We start from the raw sequence: 16,493 nt of genomic DNA on the forward strand, positions 1-16,493 counted from the left end.
ATTTGGCAACCACTCGCAGAGCTATAAATCAAAGAAGTTGAAACATGCACTAGAACCATCTAAGCGGACTCAAAAATACAGTTGAAAATACCGCCAACACAGGGGGGCACTTTACCTTTGCATTTAAGCTAAATAGCCCTGAGGCTAAAGCTTAGAAGTCTGATGTCGACATCTTGTCCATCGGCTCAGGCGTTACCAAGTTCCACCAAAAATCAAACCGATCCATTAAGGAAAGTAATGTCTTCAACTCTCCCGCATCGCCCTCAATTTTGATTTTCCCATCCTCCATCTTCTCCTGGATAGATGCACTCCCCAAGATGATGTCATTGAGATCTGAGCGGTTTATTTGCACGCTACTGCCGGGATTCTTAACAGGAGGCCCGTAGTTCAGTACCGCATTCTCAAGCACAAGCGCATACCTTTCGTTTACGTCCGGCATGCTGATATTGATGGAGAGATTCTTGCCAGTTGCCTTGGGGCCGTTGAGCCGAATTCCCAGGTAATCAAAAATTAAACCAGCCGGCATACTGCGAATAGTGTCTGGGCTCGCAGTCAGAGGAACCGGGTATCGCTGGATGCCATCCCGCAATTCCCTGGCACCGCTTAAAAAAAAGTTGCGCCAGGTACCATTTTCCTGCTGATAGCCCAATTGCTCTAATGCATCTGCCAATAGGTCTCTTGCTGCACGATTATTAGGCTCTGCGGAAACCAATCTATCTAGCACCTCCGCAACCCAGCGGTACTCTCCAGCCTCATAGTCTTTCTTTGCTTGCTTGATAATATTGGCGGCCCCGCCCATATACTCGACGTACTTTATTCCCGCTGCCGTCGGTGGCATTGGATACAAGCGAGCGGGATTGCCATCAAAAAACCCTAAATAATAATTCCATACCGCACGGGTATCGTGATTTACACTGCCGTAATAGCCGCGATTGGCCCAATATTGTGAGAGCTCTGGAGGCAACTCCATCAGCTCAGCCGTTTGAACCATGTTGTACCCGTGATTGGCTAATCGCAGGGTTTGATCGTTGAGGTACTTGTATAGGTCTCGCTGCTTTTTCAGGTGATTCACCACATTCTCTGGTCCCCAGGTTGGCCAGTGATGGGGTGCAAACAGGACTTCGGCTTTTCCACCCCAGCGCTGCACGGTTTCATTGAGGTAGCGAGACCAGTCACGAGCATTTCGGACCTTTGCTCCCCGCAGAGTGTAGAGATTATGCAGCGTGTGGGTTGAGTTCTCAGCAGCGGTTACGGCTTTCAGTTGAGGAATATAGAAGTGCATTTCTGCCGGCGCTTCAGAGCCCGGAGCCAACAAAAATTCAAAGATAAGCCCATCCAGCTCCAAAGTTTGCCCGGTCTCAACAATGGAGTCTGTCGGTTCTATCAGTGTGATGGTGCCAGTGGAGGTTTCAAGACCGAGGCCAGCCCCTAAGGTACCTTTGGGATCTTTAGGGATCAGGTTCCCGTACATAAAACTGGCACGACGCGCCATATGATTTCCTGCAAAGACATTTTCACTAACAGCTTCAATCAGGAAATCTTGCGGGGCTATTACCTTAACCTTGCCTGATTTTACATCTTCTTCATCGATAACACCGCGAACCCCCCCATAGTGGTCAACGTGACTGTGGGTGTAGATCACAGCAACGACAGGCTTGTTTCCGCGATGCTGCCGATAGAGGTTTAACGCTGCTTCAGCCGTCTCGGCAGAAATCAGCGGGTCCATAACAATGACCCCGGTATCGCCCTCAATAAAAGTTATATTGGAGAGGTCCGCACTGCGAACCTGGTAGATTCGCGGTATCACCTCATAGAGACCGCCCTCCGAAATTAATTGCAGTTGCCGCCACAGACTGGGGTTGGCACTGTCAGGAGCCTCTTTATCGCGAGCAAATTGAAATTGCTCCAAGTTCCATACCGTATCGCCTTTGCTGTTTTTAATAACACCATTATTTGGTAGAGGAGCAATAAACCCCCGCTTTACATCCTCAAAGTCCTTCCGATTTGCAAAGGGGAGCTCTTTCAGTACAGCCTGGTTTGATTTCATTGTGACGACACTGGCGGGATTGGGTTCTTGCGCCATGACACTTACGGTCGTTAGCGAACAGGCAAGGAATACTAGAAATAGCGAAAACAGCGGCAGCTTGTTAACGTTCATCAGTTGTTTCCTTTCCATGATTCGCAAAGTGATGCGGCAGAGCCCCTTGTAGAGGATAGGTAGGAAACTATTAAGCGGGCGGGTATTTATGCCGGTATCAGGAGAATATCTGACAAATTTAGGGGGAAAGGAACAAAAAAGCCGGCGAAGAGCGCCGGCTTTTTTGTCATTAAATATTATCTGACATCCAGCAAATGCCTGGCAATAATCAGGCGCTGGATCTCACTGGTACCTTCGTAGATTGTAGTGATTCTCACATCCCGACTCATACGTTCGAGTGGATATTCACGGGTATAGCCCACACCACCGTGCATTTGCAGAGCTAAATAACATGCCTCGTTAGCCTTCTCACTGGCGAACAGTTTGCCCATTGAAGCGGCAGGACCAAACGGCATTCCGGCATCTTTCTGCCAAGCGGCTTGCAGCAATAGGAGTCGCGCACCTTCCATCTCAGTATATTTATCGGCAAGCTGCCATTGCAGTCCCTGGAATTCCGCCAGTTTTTTACCAAACTGCTCCCGCTCATGCAGATAAGCCCGAGCACAATCCAGAGCTTCAAAGCCGATACCCAGCGCCAGGGAGCCAATACCGATTCGACCTCCCGCGAGTTCACCTGCAGCAATGCGAAAGCCGCGATTCTCTTCACCCAAAAGATGGGAGGCAGGAATACGGCAATTGTCGAAAGAAACCTCATTGGTAACAGAGGCTTTCTGTCCCATTTTTTCTTCGGCCTTGCCAATCACCAGGCCAGGTGTGCCGGCTTCAACCAGGAAACAGGAAATACCTTTACCTTTAGGCGCGGAAGAATCTGTCACCGCCCAAACAACAAAAATACCGGCAAATTCGGCACTACTAATAAAGAGCTTACTGCCATTGAGAACGTATTCATCACCCTGCTTTTCCGCGCGGGTGCGCATAGAGGCCGCATCCGAACCGGAACCGGGCTCGGTGAGACAGAAAGAACCCGCAGGGTATTCTCCACTACAGATTTTGGGGAGGTATTTTTGGCGCTGCTCTTCCGAACCTACCGCCTGAATAACCTCTGCCACCATATTGGTTACGGACGTGGTCGTTGCAACAGAGGCACAGCCCCGCGCCAGCTCGGCGATCGCCAGGGAGAATGCGACAGTGCCAGCACCAGTACCGCCGTAATTGGGATCAATATTGATTCCCATAAAGCCCAGCTCTGCCAATTGCTTGAGCTTTTCCAACAAGAGCTCTCGATTACCGGTCTTGTCGAGTTCGGCAGCAATGGGTTTCAGTTCACTGTCAGCAAATTGCTTTGCCGCATCCTGAATCATCTGCTGTTCTTCGCTCAGTGAAAAATCCATACAGTACCTACTTATAGTTATTACGGACAAATCACACGGCACCCACCTTGGTACCGCATCGCTATGCCGAGCATAATAAAAACCGCGCCGACAATGGTTGCCAATTCCACCTGCTCATCCATGAAATCAGCAATCAATCCCTATGATTGAGGCCTGAGGAGAGAATTCAGATTCCCACCCAGGTTCATAAAAAAGCCAACCAGCAAAATCGCTACAGTTCTCTCACTCCGCACAGGATATTTGACTGCGCTCAATTAGCGCCGCGAACCTTTCACACTGGGTTCTGGGTCCGGTACCGCTACAGCGGTATCAGTCTTCACTTCCTCCATCACCACATAGGTGTGGGTTTCCCGTACTCCCGGTACGGATGCCAGCTTTTCACCGAGGAAGCGGCGATAACCCAGCATATCCTTAATACGAATTTTCACCAGGTAGTCAAAACCACCGGCAACCATATGGCACTCCTGGACCTCCTCCAGTCCAGCCACATGCTCATTAAAGGCTTCCAATGCCTCAGTCGCTGTATTGTTCAGGGTCACCTGGATATAGACCACCAGGCCCGCATGAACTTTGAGCGGGTCGAGTAGCGCTACATAGTCGCGAATAAATCCTTCCCTTTCGAGCCGCTTGACTCGCTCCAGGCAAGGGGTGGGACTAAGGTTAACCCGGCGCGCCAATTCCACATTCGGCAAGCGGCCGTGACGTTGCAGAATTCGCAGTATTTGGCGATCAATACGATCAAGATCTTCCAACTGTCGAGACATTACAAAATACCCTACTGGTAATCACGCAATTAGGCGTGATATTTAACCACAACTCGCAACATTATGGCGATTAATTCTAACGATTTTCGCACATAATCCGGTTTTTTATTCTGACCCTAGATATAGAGCTTGGGAGACGATATGTCGACAAACTTCGCCGGAGACCTCCAGAATGCCCGGGACCGGGCACGCGAGTATTTGCACGCCGACGAAAACCTCTGCGTGAGCGAGCTGCTGGCTGCGCCACGCCCCAGCGACGAGATGCGCAAGAAAATTCTGAACACCTCGCGCGCACTGGTTCATCATTCGCGACAGCAGCGCAGCAAGCGCGGAACGCTGGACGCTTTCCTTCAGCAATTCGGCCTTTCCAATAAGGAAGGGGTTGCATTGATGTGTCTGGCAGAGTCCCTGCTCCGGGTACCAGACGCCGATACTGCCGACAAACTAATCGCCGAGAAAGTGCATTCCGGCAACTGGTCCAGCCATCGTGGCCAGTCCGACTCCCTGTTTGTGAACGCCTCAACCTGGGGTCTGATGCTCACCGGCAGCGTGGTGGAGCTGGACCCAGATATCACCGAGCGTCCCTCCCACTGGATGAAACGCCTGGTTAGCCGTATCGGCGAGCCCATGGTGCGCACCTCCATGATGCAGGCCATGAAAATTATGGGTGGCCAGTACGTACTCGGCCGCACCATCAAGGAAGCCCTGAAACGCGGCCCCAAAGAAAACCTCCCAGGCACCCGCTTTTCCTTCGACATGCTGGGCGAAGGCGCCCGCACCATGGCCGACGCCCACCGCTACTTCGATGCCTATATGATGGCTATCGAAGAGATCGGCAAAGACAACACCCAGCGGGATGTGGTTGAGGCCAACGGTATTTCCATCAAGCTTTCCGCCCTGCACCCCCGCTACAGTGTGCTGCAGCGGGATCGCGTAATGGACGAATTGCTGCCCCAGGTGAAGCGTCTTTGTGTCGCCGCAGCCCAATACGATATGGGCCTTAATATCGATGCAGAAGAGGCAGACCGCCTGGATATCTCACTGGATATCTTCGAGGCGCTCGCCCGCGACCCCGAAATAAAAGACTGGCAAGGACTGGGCTTTGTGCTCCAGGCCTACCAAAAGCGCGCCCCCCATGTCGCCGACTGGCTGATTGCCCTGGGCCGCGATACCGGCCGCAAGCTAATGGTACGCTTGGTTAAAGGCGCTTACTGGGATAGTGAAATCAAACACTCCCAGCAGATGGGTCTGCCGGACTACCCGGTGTACACGCGCAAATGCCACACCGATCTGTCATACCAAGTCTGCGCGAAAAAACTGTTGGAAGCTGGCGATGCAATCTATCCGCAATTTGCCACCCACAACGCCTACACCGTCGGGCTGATTCTTGAGCTAGCCAATGGCCGCACCGACTTTGAATTCCAGCGCCTGCACGGCATGGGCCACTTGCTGTACGCACAAATTGAAGCGGTACACGGCAAGCGTGTACCCGTACGCGTCTACGCACCCGTAGGGGCACATCGTGACTTACTGCCCTACCTGGTTCGCCGCCTGCTGGAAAACGGAGCTAATAGCTCCTTTGTTAACCGCTTTATGGACGAGGCAACGCCGGTTGAAGCCCTGGTCCAGGACACCCTGGAACAAAGCGAAGCCTGCAATCCCTACCGTCACCCGCAAATTCCTGTCCCGGAGAATATTTATATGGGCGCAGAAGCCCTGCCACGGAAAAACTCACACGGCATCGAACTGACTGATCCACTCTCCGTTGATCCCCTGCTGAAAGAGCTTGAGCAGCAACGCGAAAAGCATTTCCTCGGTGGCCCTATCGTCAACGGCACCATGGGCGAAGCGGAAGAACCGGTTTTCAACCCGGCAACCGGCGAAAAAATTGGACACACCGCGAATACTGATAAACACCTGATTGAGCAGGCCTATGCCTCCGCCACTGAGGCGCAGATCGACTGGGATCGCCAGGGTGGAAAACACCGCGCGGATATTCTCGATAGAATTGCCGATCTCTACGAAGATAAAGCCAATGAACTGGCTGCAATTATTTGCATTGAAGCGGGCCGCACCCTAAATGATGGCATTAGTGAAGTGCGCGAAGCTATCGACTTCTGCCGCTACTACGCCAACGGCGCACGCCAGCATTTCAGTGAGCCTACCGAACTGCCCGGCCCTACCGGTGAACAAAATCAGCTGTATTTGAGTGGCCGTGGCACCTTCGTGTGCATCAGCCCTTGGAACTTCCCCCTGGCAATCTTTACCGGCCAGGTAGTTGCCGCACTTGCCGCCGGTAATGCCGTACTGGCCAAACCCGCAGAGCAAACCCCCATCATCGCTGCACACGCCGTGCGCTTGATGCTCGATGCCGGCGTGCCGCCAAAAGTACTGCACTTGATCACAGGTACCGGCGCCGCAGTGGGCAAACTGCTGATCGAAGATCCCCGCCTGGGCGGTGTAGCCTTCACCGGCTCCACCGAAACCGCGCGCCTGATCAACCAACAGCTGGCAGCGAAAGAAGGTCCGATTGTACCGCTGATCGCCGAAACCGGCGGCCAGAATGTCATGGTCGTAGACTCCACTGCCCTGCCCGAGCAGGTGGTAGACGATGTAATTCAGTCTGCCTTCCTCAGTGCCGGTCAGCGCTGTTCCGCTCTGCGTATCCTGTGTGTACAGGATGTCATCGCCGATAACCTGCTGAATATGCTGAAAGGCGCGTGTGAAGAACTGACCCTCGGCGATCCCGGTAAACTGGATACCGATATCGGTCCGGTTATCGACGAAAAAGCCCTCGGCATGCTGGAATCCCACCGCGAGCGCATGGCGAAAGAAGCCAAGCCGCTATTTGCATTTGAGGAAGCGAAGAAGCCCAGCAAAGGCACCTTCTTCGGCCCGCAGGTAGTAGAGATTGAAGATTTCTCCGTGCTCAAGCGCGAGACTTTCGGACCTTTCCTACATGTAGTTCGCTTCAAGGCAGACGAGCTGGAAGACGTAATCCGCCGCATTAATGCCACCGGCTACGGCCTTACCTTCGGACTGCACTCCCGCATCGAAGGCCGCGCCCACGCGGTATTTAAGCGTATCAACGTCGGCAACTGCTATGTAAACCGCGATATGGTTGGTGCAGTAGTAGGTGTTAACCCCTTCGGCGGCCACGGCCTATCCGGCACCGGCCCCAAAGCCGGTGGCCCGCACTACCTATTCCGTTTCGCCAGCGAGAAAACCAAAACTATTAACACTGTTGCCACTGGCGGTAACACTGCACTGTTTACATTGGGGCAATAAGCTCCCATAAAACAATGAGAGAGCGGGCTTTTAGCCCGCTTTTTTGTGGAGAATCATTTCGCTAACCACCCACAAAGTACCAACTCCAAACTTCTCTTCCCCGTAAATTTTTCAGCCCCTGTATATTAATCGGGCGAATCAAAGCAATTACTTCAATTTCAACCGCAGCCTTTTGCAGTAACTAGCCATGTATTTTCTTTAACAGCCCCACATAAGGTATAGTTGGCCAACCCTATAAAAATAGAATGGATTCAATGAAAAACATAATAGCTGGAATAACAATAGGCTTAGTCGCCGGATACTTAGGCCCATTAATTACAGAATATTCTGCAGCCATCGCTATACCCGAAGCTTTCAAAGCATTCCTTTCAGACGAAGGGGCTGTCCTTTGGGAAATTTTTGTTGTCCATTTACTAGGATATGGACTAATTGTTTTCACACTCATTTTTTTAGCATCTAGGCTGATAAAACTGCATCCATGGGCAACTGCAGCAATTGCCATTATCGCCTGCGAAGCCACTCTGTATTTCTTCCACACCAGTGAATACACACTTTACCTACCTCATATCGTAGCTCTAGCATTTTGCGCATTCTTAAGCGCAACGCTCTCTAGAAAGAGTGTAAATATATCACCTGCCGCTTAATTACCTCTCGAGTTAAGATTAATAGAAGTTAAAGAATTTTTGATCGGCGACCTGTTCAAACTCCAGCTAGATGGTGTCTTATTTTTAAAATAGAATTAGATAAATAAGACACCCTATTTTGAATGACCAGCTTGGCACTAGTACCAACAAAAAAAGCTAAAATAAATTTACCTTTACGACCATTTACTACCATAGAAACCTTCCTAAACCTGTTAAATATAAAATCCCTAATGGCATATAAAAACAGACCAGATTAAACTATCAGCTACGACAATCCAGCGTCTTCGATTCAGGAACCACAAACTCTTCACACATCACAATGCCGACAATCGTGACTGTATTGGTAGAAAATACAAAGCCCAATGACAAAACTGGTTAACCAGTGGGTAACATGAAACTGTTTCCCTTGCAGAAAGACTTTTACGCCGCCAAAGGGACAGTTCTTGTCTTGACGCGCCACCGCAGGTGGGAGAAGCTAAGGCCACTCTGGGCAATAAAAACCCTGTCCCAGTATAAAAATGAAGTTTCATGTACACCGATTTTGGGGAGTCTCAATGCGCTCGCTGATACTGATGTGGTTGCTGTCCTTCTTTTTGATTGCCTGTGGTAGTGAACCGAAAACTCACACAGAAAATTTAAATACCGAGATCAAACCCGCCTCCAAGGCAACTATTTCCCACAATAGATCCCTGGCAAAACAACTCCCCTTCGGCGATGAAACTGATTTTCTGCTGGCTAAACGAGGCTTTATTGAATCTATTCCCGGCGCCCAAGTAAAAAATACCGAAGGTCGGGAAGTCTATGACCTATCCCAGATGCAATTTTTACAAGGTACCCCTCCTGATACCGTCAACCCCAGCCTTTGGCGTCAGGCCCAGCTCAACGTCCTGAATAACGGCCTGTTCAAAGTGGTAGATGGTATCTATCAGGTGCGCTCGCTGGATCTGGCCAATATGACTCTGGTGCAAGGAGAAAGCGGCTGGATTGTTATCGACCCTCTCACTTCTGCGGAGACTGCAGCCGCAGCTCTTGCGCTGGCCAACAAGGCACTAGGAGAGCAACCGGTAAGTGCCGTTATTTTTACCCATAGCCACGCAGACCATTTCGCCGGTATAACTGGAGTTCTGACTAAAGAACAGCTCGCGAGCGGTTCTATCGACATTATTGCACCAGAGGGTTTTGCTGAGGAGGCGATTAGCGAGAATGTGCGCACTGGAAACGTGATGCAACGTCGTGCGTTATACCAATTTGGAAATTTGCTGCCCTCCAGCCCGGAGGGTTTTGTCTCTTCCGGCTTAGGCAACCGAGTATCAGATGGTGAGCACGGAATAGCTACGCCAACAATAGAGATTACTGAAACCGGTGCAGAGATGACAGTTGACGGAGTGGACATCGTCTTCATTAACACGCCCGGGGCCGAAGCACCCGCAGAGATTGTGTTTTTCTTCCCTCAATTTAACGCACTCTGTATGAGTGAGATCGCCAACCATACACTGCATAATATTTACACTCTGCGTGGTGCGAAAACCCGCGATGCCAAGGCCTGGAGTCGCTATATTGAGTACGCCATGGAGAAATTTGGCGATAAGACCGAGGTGGTTTTCAGCAGCCACCACTGGCCCACCTGGGGCAAAGATGAAGCAATGGATTACCTGGCTAAGCAGAGGGATCTTTATAAGTACATCCACGACCAAACTCTGCGTCTAGCTAACCACGGTTACGATATGGTCGAAGTTGCAGAGCGCCTTGAGCTGCCCGAAAACCTCTCTCAGGCTTGGGCCAATCGAGGGTACTACGGCACTGTCAATGTTGGAGCCAAGGCAGTTTACAATCGCTATCTGGGTTATTTCGATGGCAACCCAGCAAACCTCCACCCTATTCCTCAGGAAGAAGCTGCAGAGCACTACATCGACTACATGGGGGGGGGAGAAGCCATTATGGCTCGGGCCCGACAGGATTTTGCCCAGGGCAACTATCGCTGGGTAGCCATGGTACTAAAGCATTTGGTTTTCGCTGAACCTGAGAACGAGCAAGCCCGTTATCTATTAGCTGACAGCCTAGAGCAACTCGGCTATCAGGCAGAATCTGGTATCTGGCGCAACTTTTATCTCTCCGGCGCCAAGGAGCTACGCCATGGTATCGAATACCGTGAAGAAATACTGCCCGATGAAGAAATAGTAGCGCGAGTCCCTCTTCAGCTACTTTTCGACGCGATGGCGGTGCGCCTTAACGGTGAGAAAGCGGCAGATGCAGATATCCGCTTAAATATCGATATGACTGACACTGGAGAAAAGTACTTAGTCGTAGTACAAAATGGGGTACTGCACGGCTACCCCGGCCGACACAGTAGCGAGCCCTCTGCCAGCCTCGCTCTGAACAGTACCGACTTACGTATGATGTTTAGCGGGTTAGTAGGCGCCCCTACTCTAATCAAAGACGGTCGACTCAAGGTAAGCGGAAATCCTTTGGCCCTAATAAAATTTGGGCGCCTATTTGATAAATTTGATCGTAATTTTAGCCTTGTAACTCCTTAAAAAATGAAGCGATCAGCCCGTAAAGCTCTAACTAATGACAACTATTAATATATCTCTTAACTGCAGGTATCTGTTTTGCTTGACCAAACTCAAAAAAATACAAGCGATCCATGGAAAATTCTTGGTGGATAAATAATAATCCAGGAACTCAAGCAATCTGACTCATACTAGCCGAAACAATACAGGGCCTTTTAGGCTCTGTATTTTTATAAAACAGAATACTTCCCACCCCAGAAAGCAATACCACCGATTGATAAAATACACCCCATCCAAAAAGCATGTAAACTTACCCATCAAACTAACCACAGACTCGCCGACTTCTAAGTTCCACCAGGATTCAACAACTACTCAACCAAGCTACTCTAGTGAAGGCCAGTAAAATTCATGATACGCAGAATACAAAGGCTTACAAAACCATCATTAAAGCACAGCACCAAAAGTTTACAGGAAAATTCTCAGGCGGATAAATTTGCAATTTTTTTAAAAACAGTCTCTAAAGCGATTAAGACAAGCTTGGGACAATAAGATTATCTTCTGCAGCACCTTACTCAGACCTCAAAGGTAAATCCACCATAAACAATTAACAAAACCTACAACTGCAGAACCACAACTTAAGCTAACCATATATTAAATCCAAATTAAAAAGTCTCAACTTGCTCACAACAGAAATAAACAACACATATATATTAAACCCTTCACTGTTTATTGTTGCGACACAACAAATAAAAAACACATGATAGTTACTCTATCCACCAATAACGGAAATTACAAAACCTTACAACAGCTTGATTGGCCCACATTAAATAATTACTGTCCACACCGCATTATTAAATCATATTGGACAATGGAAATGGACAATGGAAGACATAATGGAACTTACGTCAGCAACAACGATTGCTGCAACAGATACGACAACCAGGGATTTTAAGTCTTATCGATCATTTCGCGCTAAAATCCTTGCAGCAACACGGATTGAAGATAGTCTCGCGGTAGATTCAAAATACTACGATGAGTTACTAACTTCCTCCGGAACATTAGAGGTCTGGTCGTTGTATATGCTTCAATCACTTGAATGCATGATTGAAGCGTCTCAGATTGCACTTGAATCTCTTGATCAACTCAAGGAGAGTCTTTCAGAAATTCTAAGGCTTGATGCGGATTCTCTTTTAATAAAGATACGCGCCAATACAGAGGTCGATGAATCATTGGCGACAGCTCTTAAAGAGGGGTTAAAAAAGTATGGCACAACAGAGAAATGGCTCTTAACTCTTCGACAAGCACTTGTAAGTAGAATAGAAATTAGTGAAGAAGGAAAGCGCCTAGTTGAGGCTATTCAGGAAGGTCGACCACCGGAAAGACCACAGCTGTTTCCCGTCTTAACCTACCTTCACGACGACTCTCTTGCTTTGATTTTTTGTTTGCTTGGTGGCCTCACAATGAAGGCAATCTGCGTTGTTACTCTACTAATTGCCCTCGCACCGCACAGCCCTAGCGAACCACCGCCGCCCCCTCCACCACCACCGCCACCCCCTGAGGACTAACATAATTAACAACTCCAATAATACATCGAGTTCATTGTGGTATGCAGTTAAGAATTAGAGTACAACTTAATTGCATGAGTTATCGCTAGTGGCAAGGGCGGCAGAGATAAAGCACTGAGCGCCCTTGTCAGTTTCCATCTATATTTCTATGATTCTATTTACAAGACAAACTATAAATAAATCCAGCTAACTGTACTGAGAGCTTTTGCAAGAACTGTTAACTAACATTCAGTAAGTCATCTGATTAAATATTTACCAACTGAAAGCCAAACCTTATTTGCCTATCCATGCTTAGAATTTGGGCAGTATCGATAACTTAAGTTATTTGTCGCCTCGTAAATATCACCACAGGATACGCTCTCATTAATTTGGCAATAGTAATCATGTCGACTTGAAGATCTTCTGTTGGAGCTACAACTCCAACTTTGAGCTCTGATACGTATCCAATCACACGTTTCTCACTTACTATTTTATGCGCACTCTTCTATCCTATTCAAAAGGCAAGCATCTACTCGATAAGGAGAGGTTTCAAACTCCTTTAGCAGAGGCGCAGCCTTGTTTCGCCCTTTGGTTTGACTTGTTAGATGACATGCTTCGTATTTTCTTAGCAATAGGCTTCTCAAAAAAATGAAAAGAAATGTATGCAGCCAGCACACTTAAAGAGAAAGATAGTGTCAACTTTTGCTCAACAGATAAATTTAATTTATTTACTTGCACAATAATTGGCATATGCAGCAAGTACAAAGAATATGAAATCTTCCCGAAAAAATCGCCAAACCTATTAGCTAGTAGAATGTTATTATTCGGAACTAAAAACACTACACAAAAGAAAACACAACTCATTACCAGTAACACTTCGTAACTTAGCCACATTTTCTGTTTTGCATCAGAGGTAATCATTGTTAAATCAGGATACATCAGAGGAATTAAACAAAGCGCTAATATAAACCAGTGCCTTCTAAGATACCGCGGAACTTTGAGAGATTTATAGTTCATCCCGAATATAACACCGACAAAGAAAAACGGCAAACTCCTAAGCACATTAAACTCATTATATGGAATACCATAAACTTCACCATATATTCTCGGGAAATTGGAGAAAAATAGTAAAATCATTAAAGTGAAAATAGATAGATAAATATAACCAGACCGGTTCCTAGCACATGCCCAGAAAATTATAAAAATGAAATAAAACTGTATTTCTGGTGGAATTGACCATAGAATGCTCTCTCCATACAAAAACAGCAAATGACCTAATAGCGCATTAAGATCAGGTATACTGTAAAGAGTATTGTCACCTGAAATCGATAGTAAATAAGATCCAACTACCACAACCAAGTATAAAGGTAAAACTCTTCCCATTCTCGCTAAAAAATAATATGTGACGTTGGCTTTTGTGAAGTCTTTCTCCAAATAGAGATATGACATCAAAAAGCCACTGAGCAAGAAAAATAGCATTACACCGTATGCTCCAGAACCGCCACCCAATACGCCATCAAGCCAATTCGTAATGTCGCTAAAATGGGTAACAAAAACAATTAGAGCTGCTAATCCCCGCAATGTATTAAGCTTCCTAATTTCCAAAATCTACTCCTAACTAGAAAGACATTGGTCATGCCCACAAAAAGTAGACATTCTAACTATGTATATTTACGCTCATGCCCTGATGGACTTACATTGCCCAATGCAGAATTGCCCATCAATCTTATTGTATAAATTTAAATATATTCAAGCACTTCAGATTTTACTTACTCTTCGCTTTCAAATGCGCCAGCATATTATATCCTTTACCAACACATAATCTACCTAGGTAAACTACTGGTAAAAAATTGAACTAAAACCCAAGCTAGCAATGATATCTAAAATTAATGCTCTTGGGTAAAAGTCAACAAAATTATCCATAAATAATATTGGTGACTGATAAATGGTAATTAAGGTCCAAGGGTATGAAAGTATTAGTATCAGAAAGCCAGGGATATTGTAGCCATTATCCCAGTGCAAATTAGCAGCTCTGAATATACATCAGGAAATGCAATAAGAAATGCTCAATATGAATGGGATTAAGAACGCTTTTTCAATTTTGCTACCTATGCATATAACGTTGCAATAAAGGGCAGTCAAAGAGGAACGTAGGCTATCCAACCTAGTCTCCGGCCGGGAGATCTTGCCTGGCCTGGTTACAGATGACGACATTTGAACGACCTACATACTCTGCCAACCGCCTTTGGCTAACCGCTGTCAGATAGATTTACAGGGAAAATACCATACTTTGCTTCTCAGTTAACTACCTGACAGTCCCTGGCAAATAGCGCTGATAACTTGTGGAGCTTATTAGCTCAAAATGTAGGCGCTCGAACGAAACGGCTATGCTAGCTTCCAGAAAAACTCTCTGAGATGTGTGTTCAGTGGTGCTTGCAACTACAAGTCATCTAAAAAAAAACCACCTCAAACTGAGGCATCGCTTGAAACGCCCTGCTGACTTAGACTCTTATAAACTACACGCTTTGACTTTAAACCAAACAGATAACGAAAAATACCTATAGGCTTTACGACATAATAACATAGCAAAATACATACAAGGGACGCACCAAGTAATAGGCTCATTGACTTTACCGCAATACTTGCATCCCATTGCACTATATAGAAGGCAAGCGCAACGATAACTGTTTGGTGCAATATATAGAATGGATAAATCAATTCATTTGCGGTATGTAGCCATTTGGGTGTTTGCTTGAAGAACGCACTTGCATACCCCACTAATACCAACAGCCCAGACCAAGAAACAAGTGTACAAACTAACCACCAAAGCTGCCAACGTACCGCTAGTGGTACATATTCGCTAATATCAGGTTTGAAGTAGTAACCATAAAATAGAACAGTGCTGAATATGAACCATTTTAAATTGATTGACCGGTTGTTAGTCACAGACTGCCATATTTTAGGACTACTCATGAAACACATACCAGCCATGAAGAACAGCAAGAAAAACAACGATACAGATAAGTTATCAATACTGTTATCTTGAGCAGGCATTATAAGTTTAAGGCCGCACCTCAACAATAGAACTACAAGGACAAGTGAAAACAATCCATGCTTAAATAACGCTAGCCGCTCAAGTCTGATAATAAAGGCTTTACCCACTTGGCTGTCGAGCCCTGACTTAAAAGGCACGGCTAGTAGCATAAACACAATAAGGAACTCGATAAACCAAAGATGATTAGATTCAAATGTCAGAGATAGATGCTGATACGCATCAATTATACTTTTGTAGTCATTTATGTTTTCGAAGTAATTTTGAGGTGGCACAATGAGTACCATGCCAACAATTAGTGGGACAAAGAGCCGATGGAACTTATTGACGATAAATGTTCTCGTATTAATCTTTTTTAGCAAAAGCAGGCTACCCACTCCAGCGATAAAAAAGAGAGTATGCAATCTTAGCTGCTCAAAATACACCATGATATCATCAAGTAACTTACTTGATTTTCCATTCATCACATGCCAACCATCCCCATTAAACGGCATGAACACATGATGTAAGAATACGGCCAAGATTAGAAAAACTCTTAACCAGTCTAATTCTGAATATCTTCTTTCTTTCATTTAACCCGAACCTTCCATTGGCTTTGGACTTTCCCGCAAAAAGTAGACGCACTAACTATGTGCATTTGCTCCCATACTCTACTGGACCCTTATAGCCTAATGCAGAGTGCCTACAAACCCCATAGTAGGAAACCTCAATGTATTCAAAAACCTCAGATTTTGGTTACTCTTCGTTTTCGAGTGTTCCGACATAGACCAACTCGACTTTTAGCCTACTAAAGAATGATTCCATTGCCGCATTATCCCAACAGTTAGCTTGGCGACTCATACTAGGCTTGCACTTGCTTTCGGACAAGAGATCCTGGTATTTCTGCGATCGATATTGCCCCCCTATCAGAGTGAACTATTAGTCCAGGCTTTATTTGTCGTCGCTCTAGAGCCATTCTCAATGCTCGACGTATTAAATCATCCGTCACCTGAGAGTCGAATGCCCAACCTCAAATACGTCTAGAGTACAAATCCATCACTGCTGTGAGGCTCAGCCACTGTTCCATAACCCACATATACGTAATGTCACTGGTCCAGCGGCAATTTGGTCGATCCACATCGAAGCAACGCTTAAGTAGGTTGACGGCGACATTGATGCCCCCATCTACGGGCTGACTATATCGAATGCCTTGCCATTTCTCG

Annotated in this window: 10 protein-coding genes; 4 read left to right on the top strand and 6 right to left on the bottom strand. The window is 46.8% G+C overall.

What is annotated here, in order from left to right; translation table 11 throughout:
* Window positions 1–151: 151 nt before the first annotated feature.
* From ACJJI6_RS07550 to ACJJI6_RS07560, 3 genes are all read right to left on the bottom strand, one after another.
* Window positions 152–2,158 carry an alkyl/aryl-sulfatase gene (locus ACJJI6_RS07550; RefSeq protein WP_475713010.1) on the bottom strand — a complete coding sequence of 669 codons (2,007 nt, stop codon included), beginning with the start codon at window positions 2,156–2,158 and terminating at the stop codon, window positions 152–154.
* A 176-nt stretch (window positions 2,159–2,334) separates the two neighbouring features.
* Window positions 2,335–3,489 carry an acyl-CoA dehydrogenase family protein gene (locus ACJJI6_RS07555; RefSeq protein WP_413665396.1) on the bottom strand — a complete coding sequence of 385 codons (1,155 nt, stop codon included), beginning with the start codon at window positions 3,487–3,489 and terminating at the stop codon, window positions 2,335–2,337.
* Between the two features lie 254 nt (window positions 3,490–3,743).
* Window positions 3,744–4,253, bottom strand: coding sequence for an Lrp/AsnC ligand binding domain-containing protein (locus ACJJI6_RS07560; RefSeq protein WP_108732847.1), 510 nt, complete (start codon window positions 4,251–4,253; stop codon window positions 3,744–3,746).
* 141 nt (window positions 4,254–4,394) lie between these two features.
* On the opposite strand from ACJJI6_RS07560, the gene putA reads away from it, so the two are divergent.
* Together putA and ACJJI6_RS07570 are read left to right on the top strand one after the other, a co-directional pair.
* Entirely contained in the window at window positions 4,395–7,541 is a 3,147-nt protein-coding gene (gene putA / locus ACJJI6_RS07565; RefSeq protein WP_475713011.1) for a bifunctional proline dehydrogenase/L-glutamate gamma-semialdehyde dehydrogenase PutA, read from the top strand.
* Window positions 7,542–7,795: 254 nt separating this feature from the next.
* On the top strand, window positions 7,796–8,185 hold the full coding sequence (locus ACJJI6_RS07570; protein ID WP_475713012.1) for a hypothetical protein: 390 nt from the start codon (window positions 7,796–7,798) through the stop codon (window positions 8,183–8,185).
* A gap of 55 nt (window positions 8,186–8,240) precedes the next feature.
* Here the strand turns inward: ACJJI6_RS07570 and ACJJI6_RS07575 are convergent, their stop codons facing one another.
* Window positions 8,241–8,378 (bottom strand): hypothetical protein, encoded by a 138-nt coding sequence (locus tag ACJJI6_RS07575; RefSeq protein ID WP_475713013.1) that lies wholly within the window; start codon window positions 8,376–8,378, stop codon window positions 8,241–8,243.
* A 361-nt stretch (window positions 8,379–8,739) separates the two neighbouring features.
* On the opposite strand from ACJJI6_RS07575, the gene ACJJI6_RS07580 reads away from it, so the two are divergent.
* Window positions 8,740–10,719 carry an alkyl/aryl-sulfatase gene (locus tag ACJJI6_RS07580; RefSeq protein WP_475713014.1) on the top strand — a complete coding sequence of 660 codons (1,980 nt, stop codon included), beginning with the start codon at window positions 8,740–8,742 and terminating at the stop codon, window positions 10,717–10,719.
* Window positions 10,720–11,576: 857 nt separating this feature from the next.
* Window positions 11,577–12,260 carry a hypothetical protein gene (locus tag ACJJI6_RS07585; RefSeq protein WP_475713015.1) on the top strand — a complete coding sequence of 228 codons (684 nt, stop codon included), beginning with the start codon at window positions 11,577–11,579 and terminating at the stop codon, window positions 12,258–12,260.
* A gap of 528 nt (window positions 12,261–12,788) precedes the next feature.
* Here ACJJI6_RS07585 and ACJJI6_RS07590 read toward each other — a convergent pair.
* Together ACJJI6_RS07590 and ACJJI6_RS07595 are read right to left on the bottom strand one after the other, a co-directional pair.
* Window positions 12,789–13,844 carry an acyltransferase family protein gene (locus ACJJI6_RS07590; RefSeq protein ID WP_475713016.1) on the bottom strand — a complete coding sequence of 352 codons (1,056 nt, stop codon included), beginning with the start codon at window positions 13,842–13,844 and terminating at the stop codon, window positions 12,789–12,791.
* An 861-nt stretch (window positions 13,845–14,705) separates the two neighbouring features.
* Window positions 14,706–15,863: an acyltransferase family protein gene (locus tag ACJJI6_RS07595; RefSeq protein WP_475713017.1), complete on the bottom strand. Its 1,158-nt coding sequence runs from the start codon at window positions 15,861–15,863 to the stop codon at window positions 14,706–14,708.
* Window positions 15,864–16,493 lie beyond the last annotated feature (630 nt).

The sequence above is a fragment of the Microbulbifer maximicatervae (SeqCode) genome (assembly GCF_056232625.1).

Coding starts and splice junctions, on each gene's coding strand:
- ACJJI6_RS07585 (WP_475713015.1), top strand. CDS start 11,577: ATGGAAGACATAATGGAACTTACGTCAGCAACAACGATTGCTGCAACA.
- ACJJI6_RS07575 (WP_475713013.1), bottom strand. CDS start 8,378: ATGGTAGTAAATGGTCGTAAAGGTAAATTTATTTTAGCTTTTTTTGTT.
- ACJJI6_RS07580 (WP_475713014.1), top strand. CDS start 8,740: ATGCGCTCGCTGATACTGATGTGGTTGCTGTCCTTCTTTTTGATTGCC.
- ACJJI6_RS07560 (WP_108732847.1), bottom strand. CDS start 4,253: ATGTCTCGACAGTTGGAAGATCTTGATCGTATTGATCGCCAAATACTG.
- putA (WP_475713011.1), top strand. CDS start 4,395: ATGTCGACAAACTTCGCCGGAGACCTCCAGAATGCCCGGGACCGGGCA.
- ACJJI6_RS07555 (WP_413665396.1), bottom strand. CDS start 3,489: ATGGATTTTTCACTGAGCGAAGAACAGCAGATGATTCAGGATGCGGCA.
- ACJJI6_RS07550 (WP_475713010.1), bottom strand. CDS start 2,158: ATGAACGTTAACAAGCTGCCGCTGTTTTCGCTATTTCTAGTATTCCTT.
- ACJJI6_RS07595 (WP_475713017.1), bottom strand. CDS start 15,863: ATGAAAGAAAGAAGATATTCAGAATTAGACTGGTTAAGAGTTTTTCTA.
- ACJJI6_RS07570 (WP_475713012.1), top strand. CDS start 7,796: ATGAAAAACATAATAGCTGGAATAACAATAGGCTTAGTCGCCGGATAC.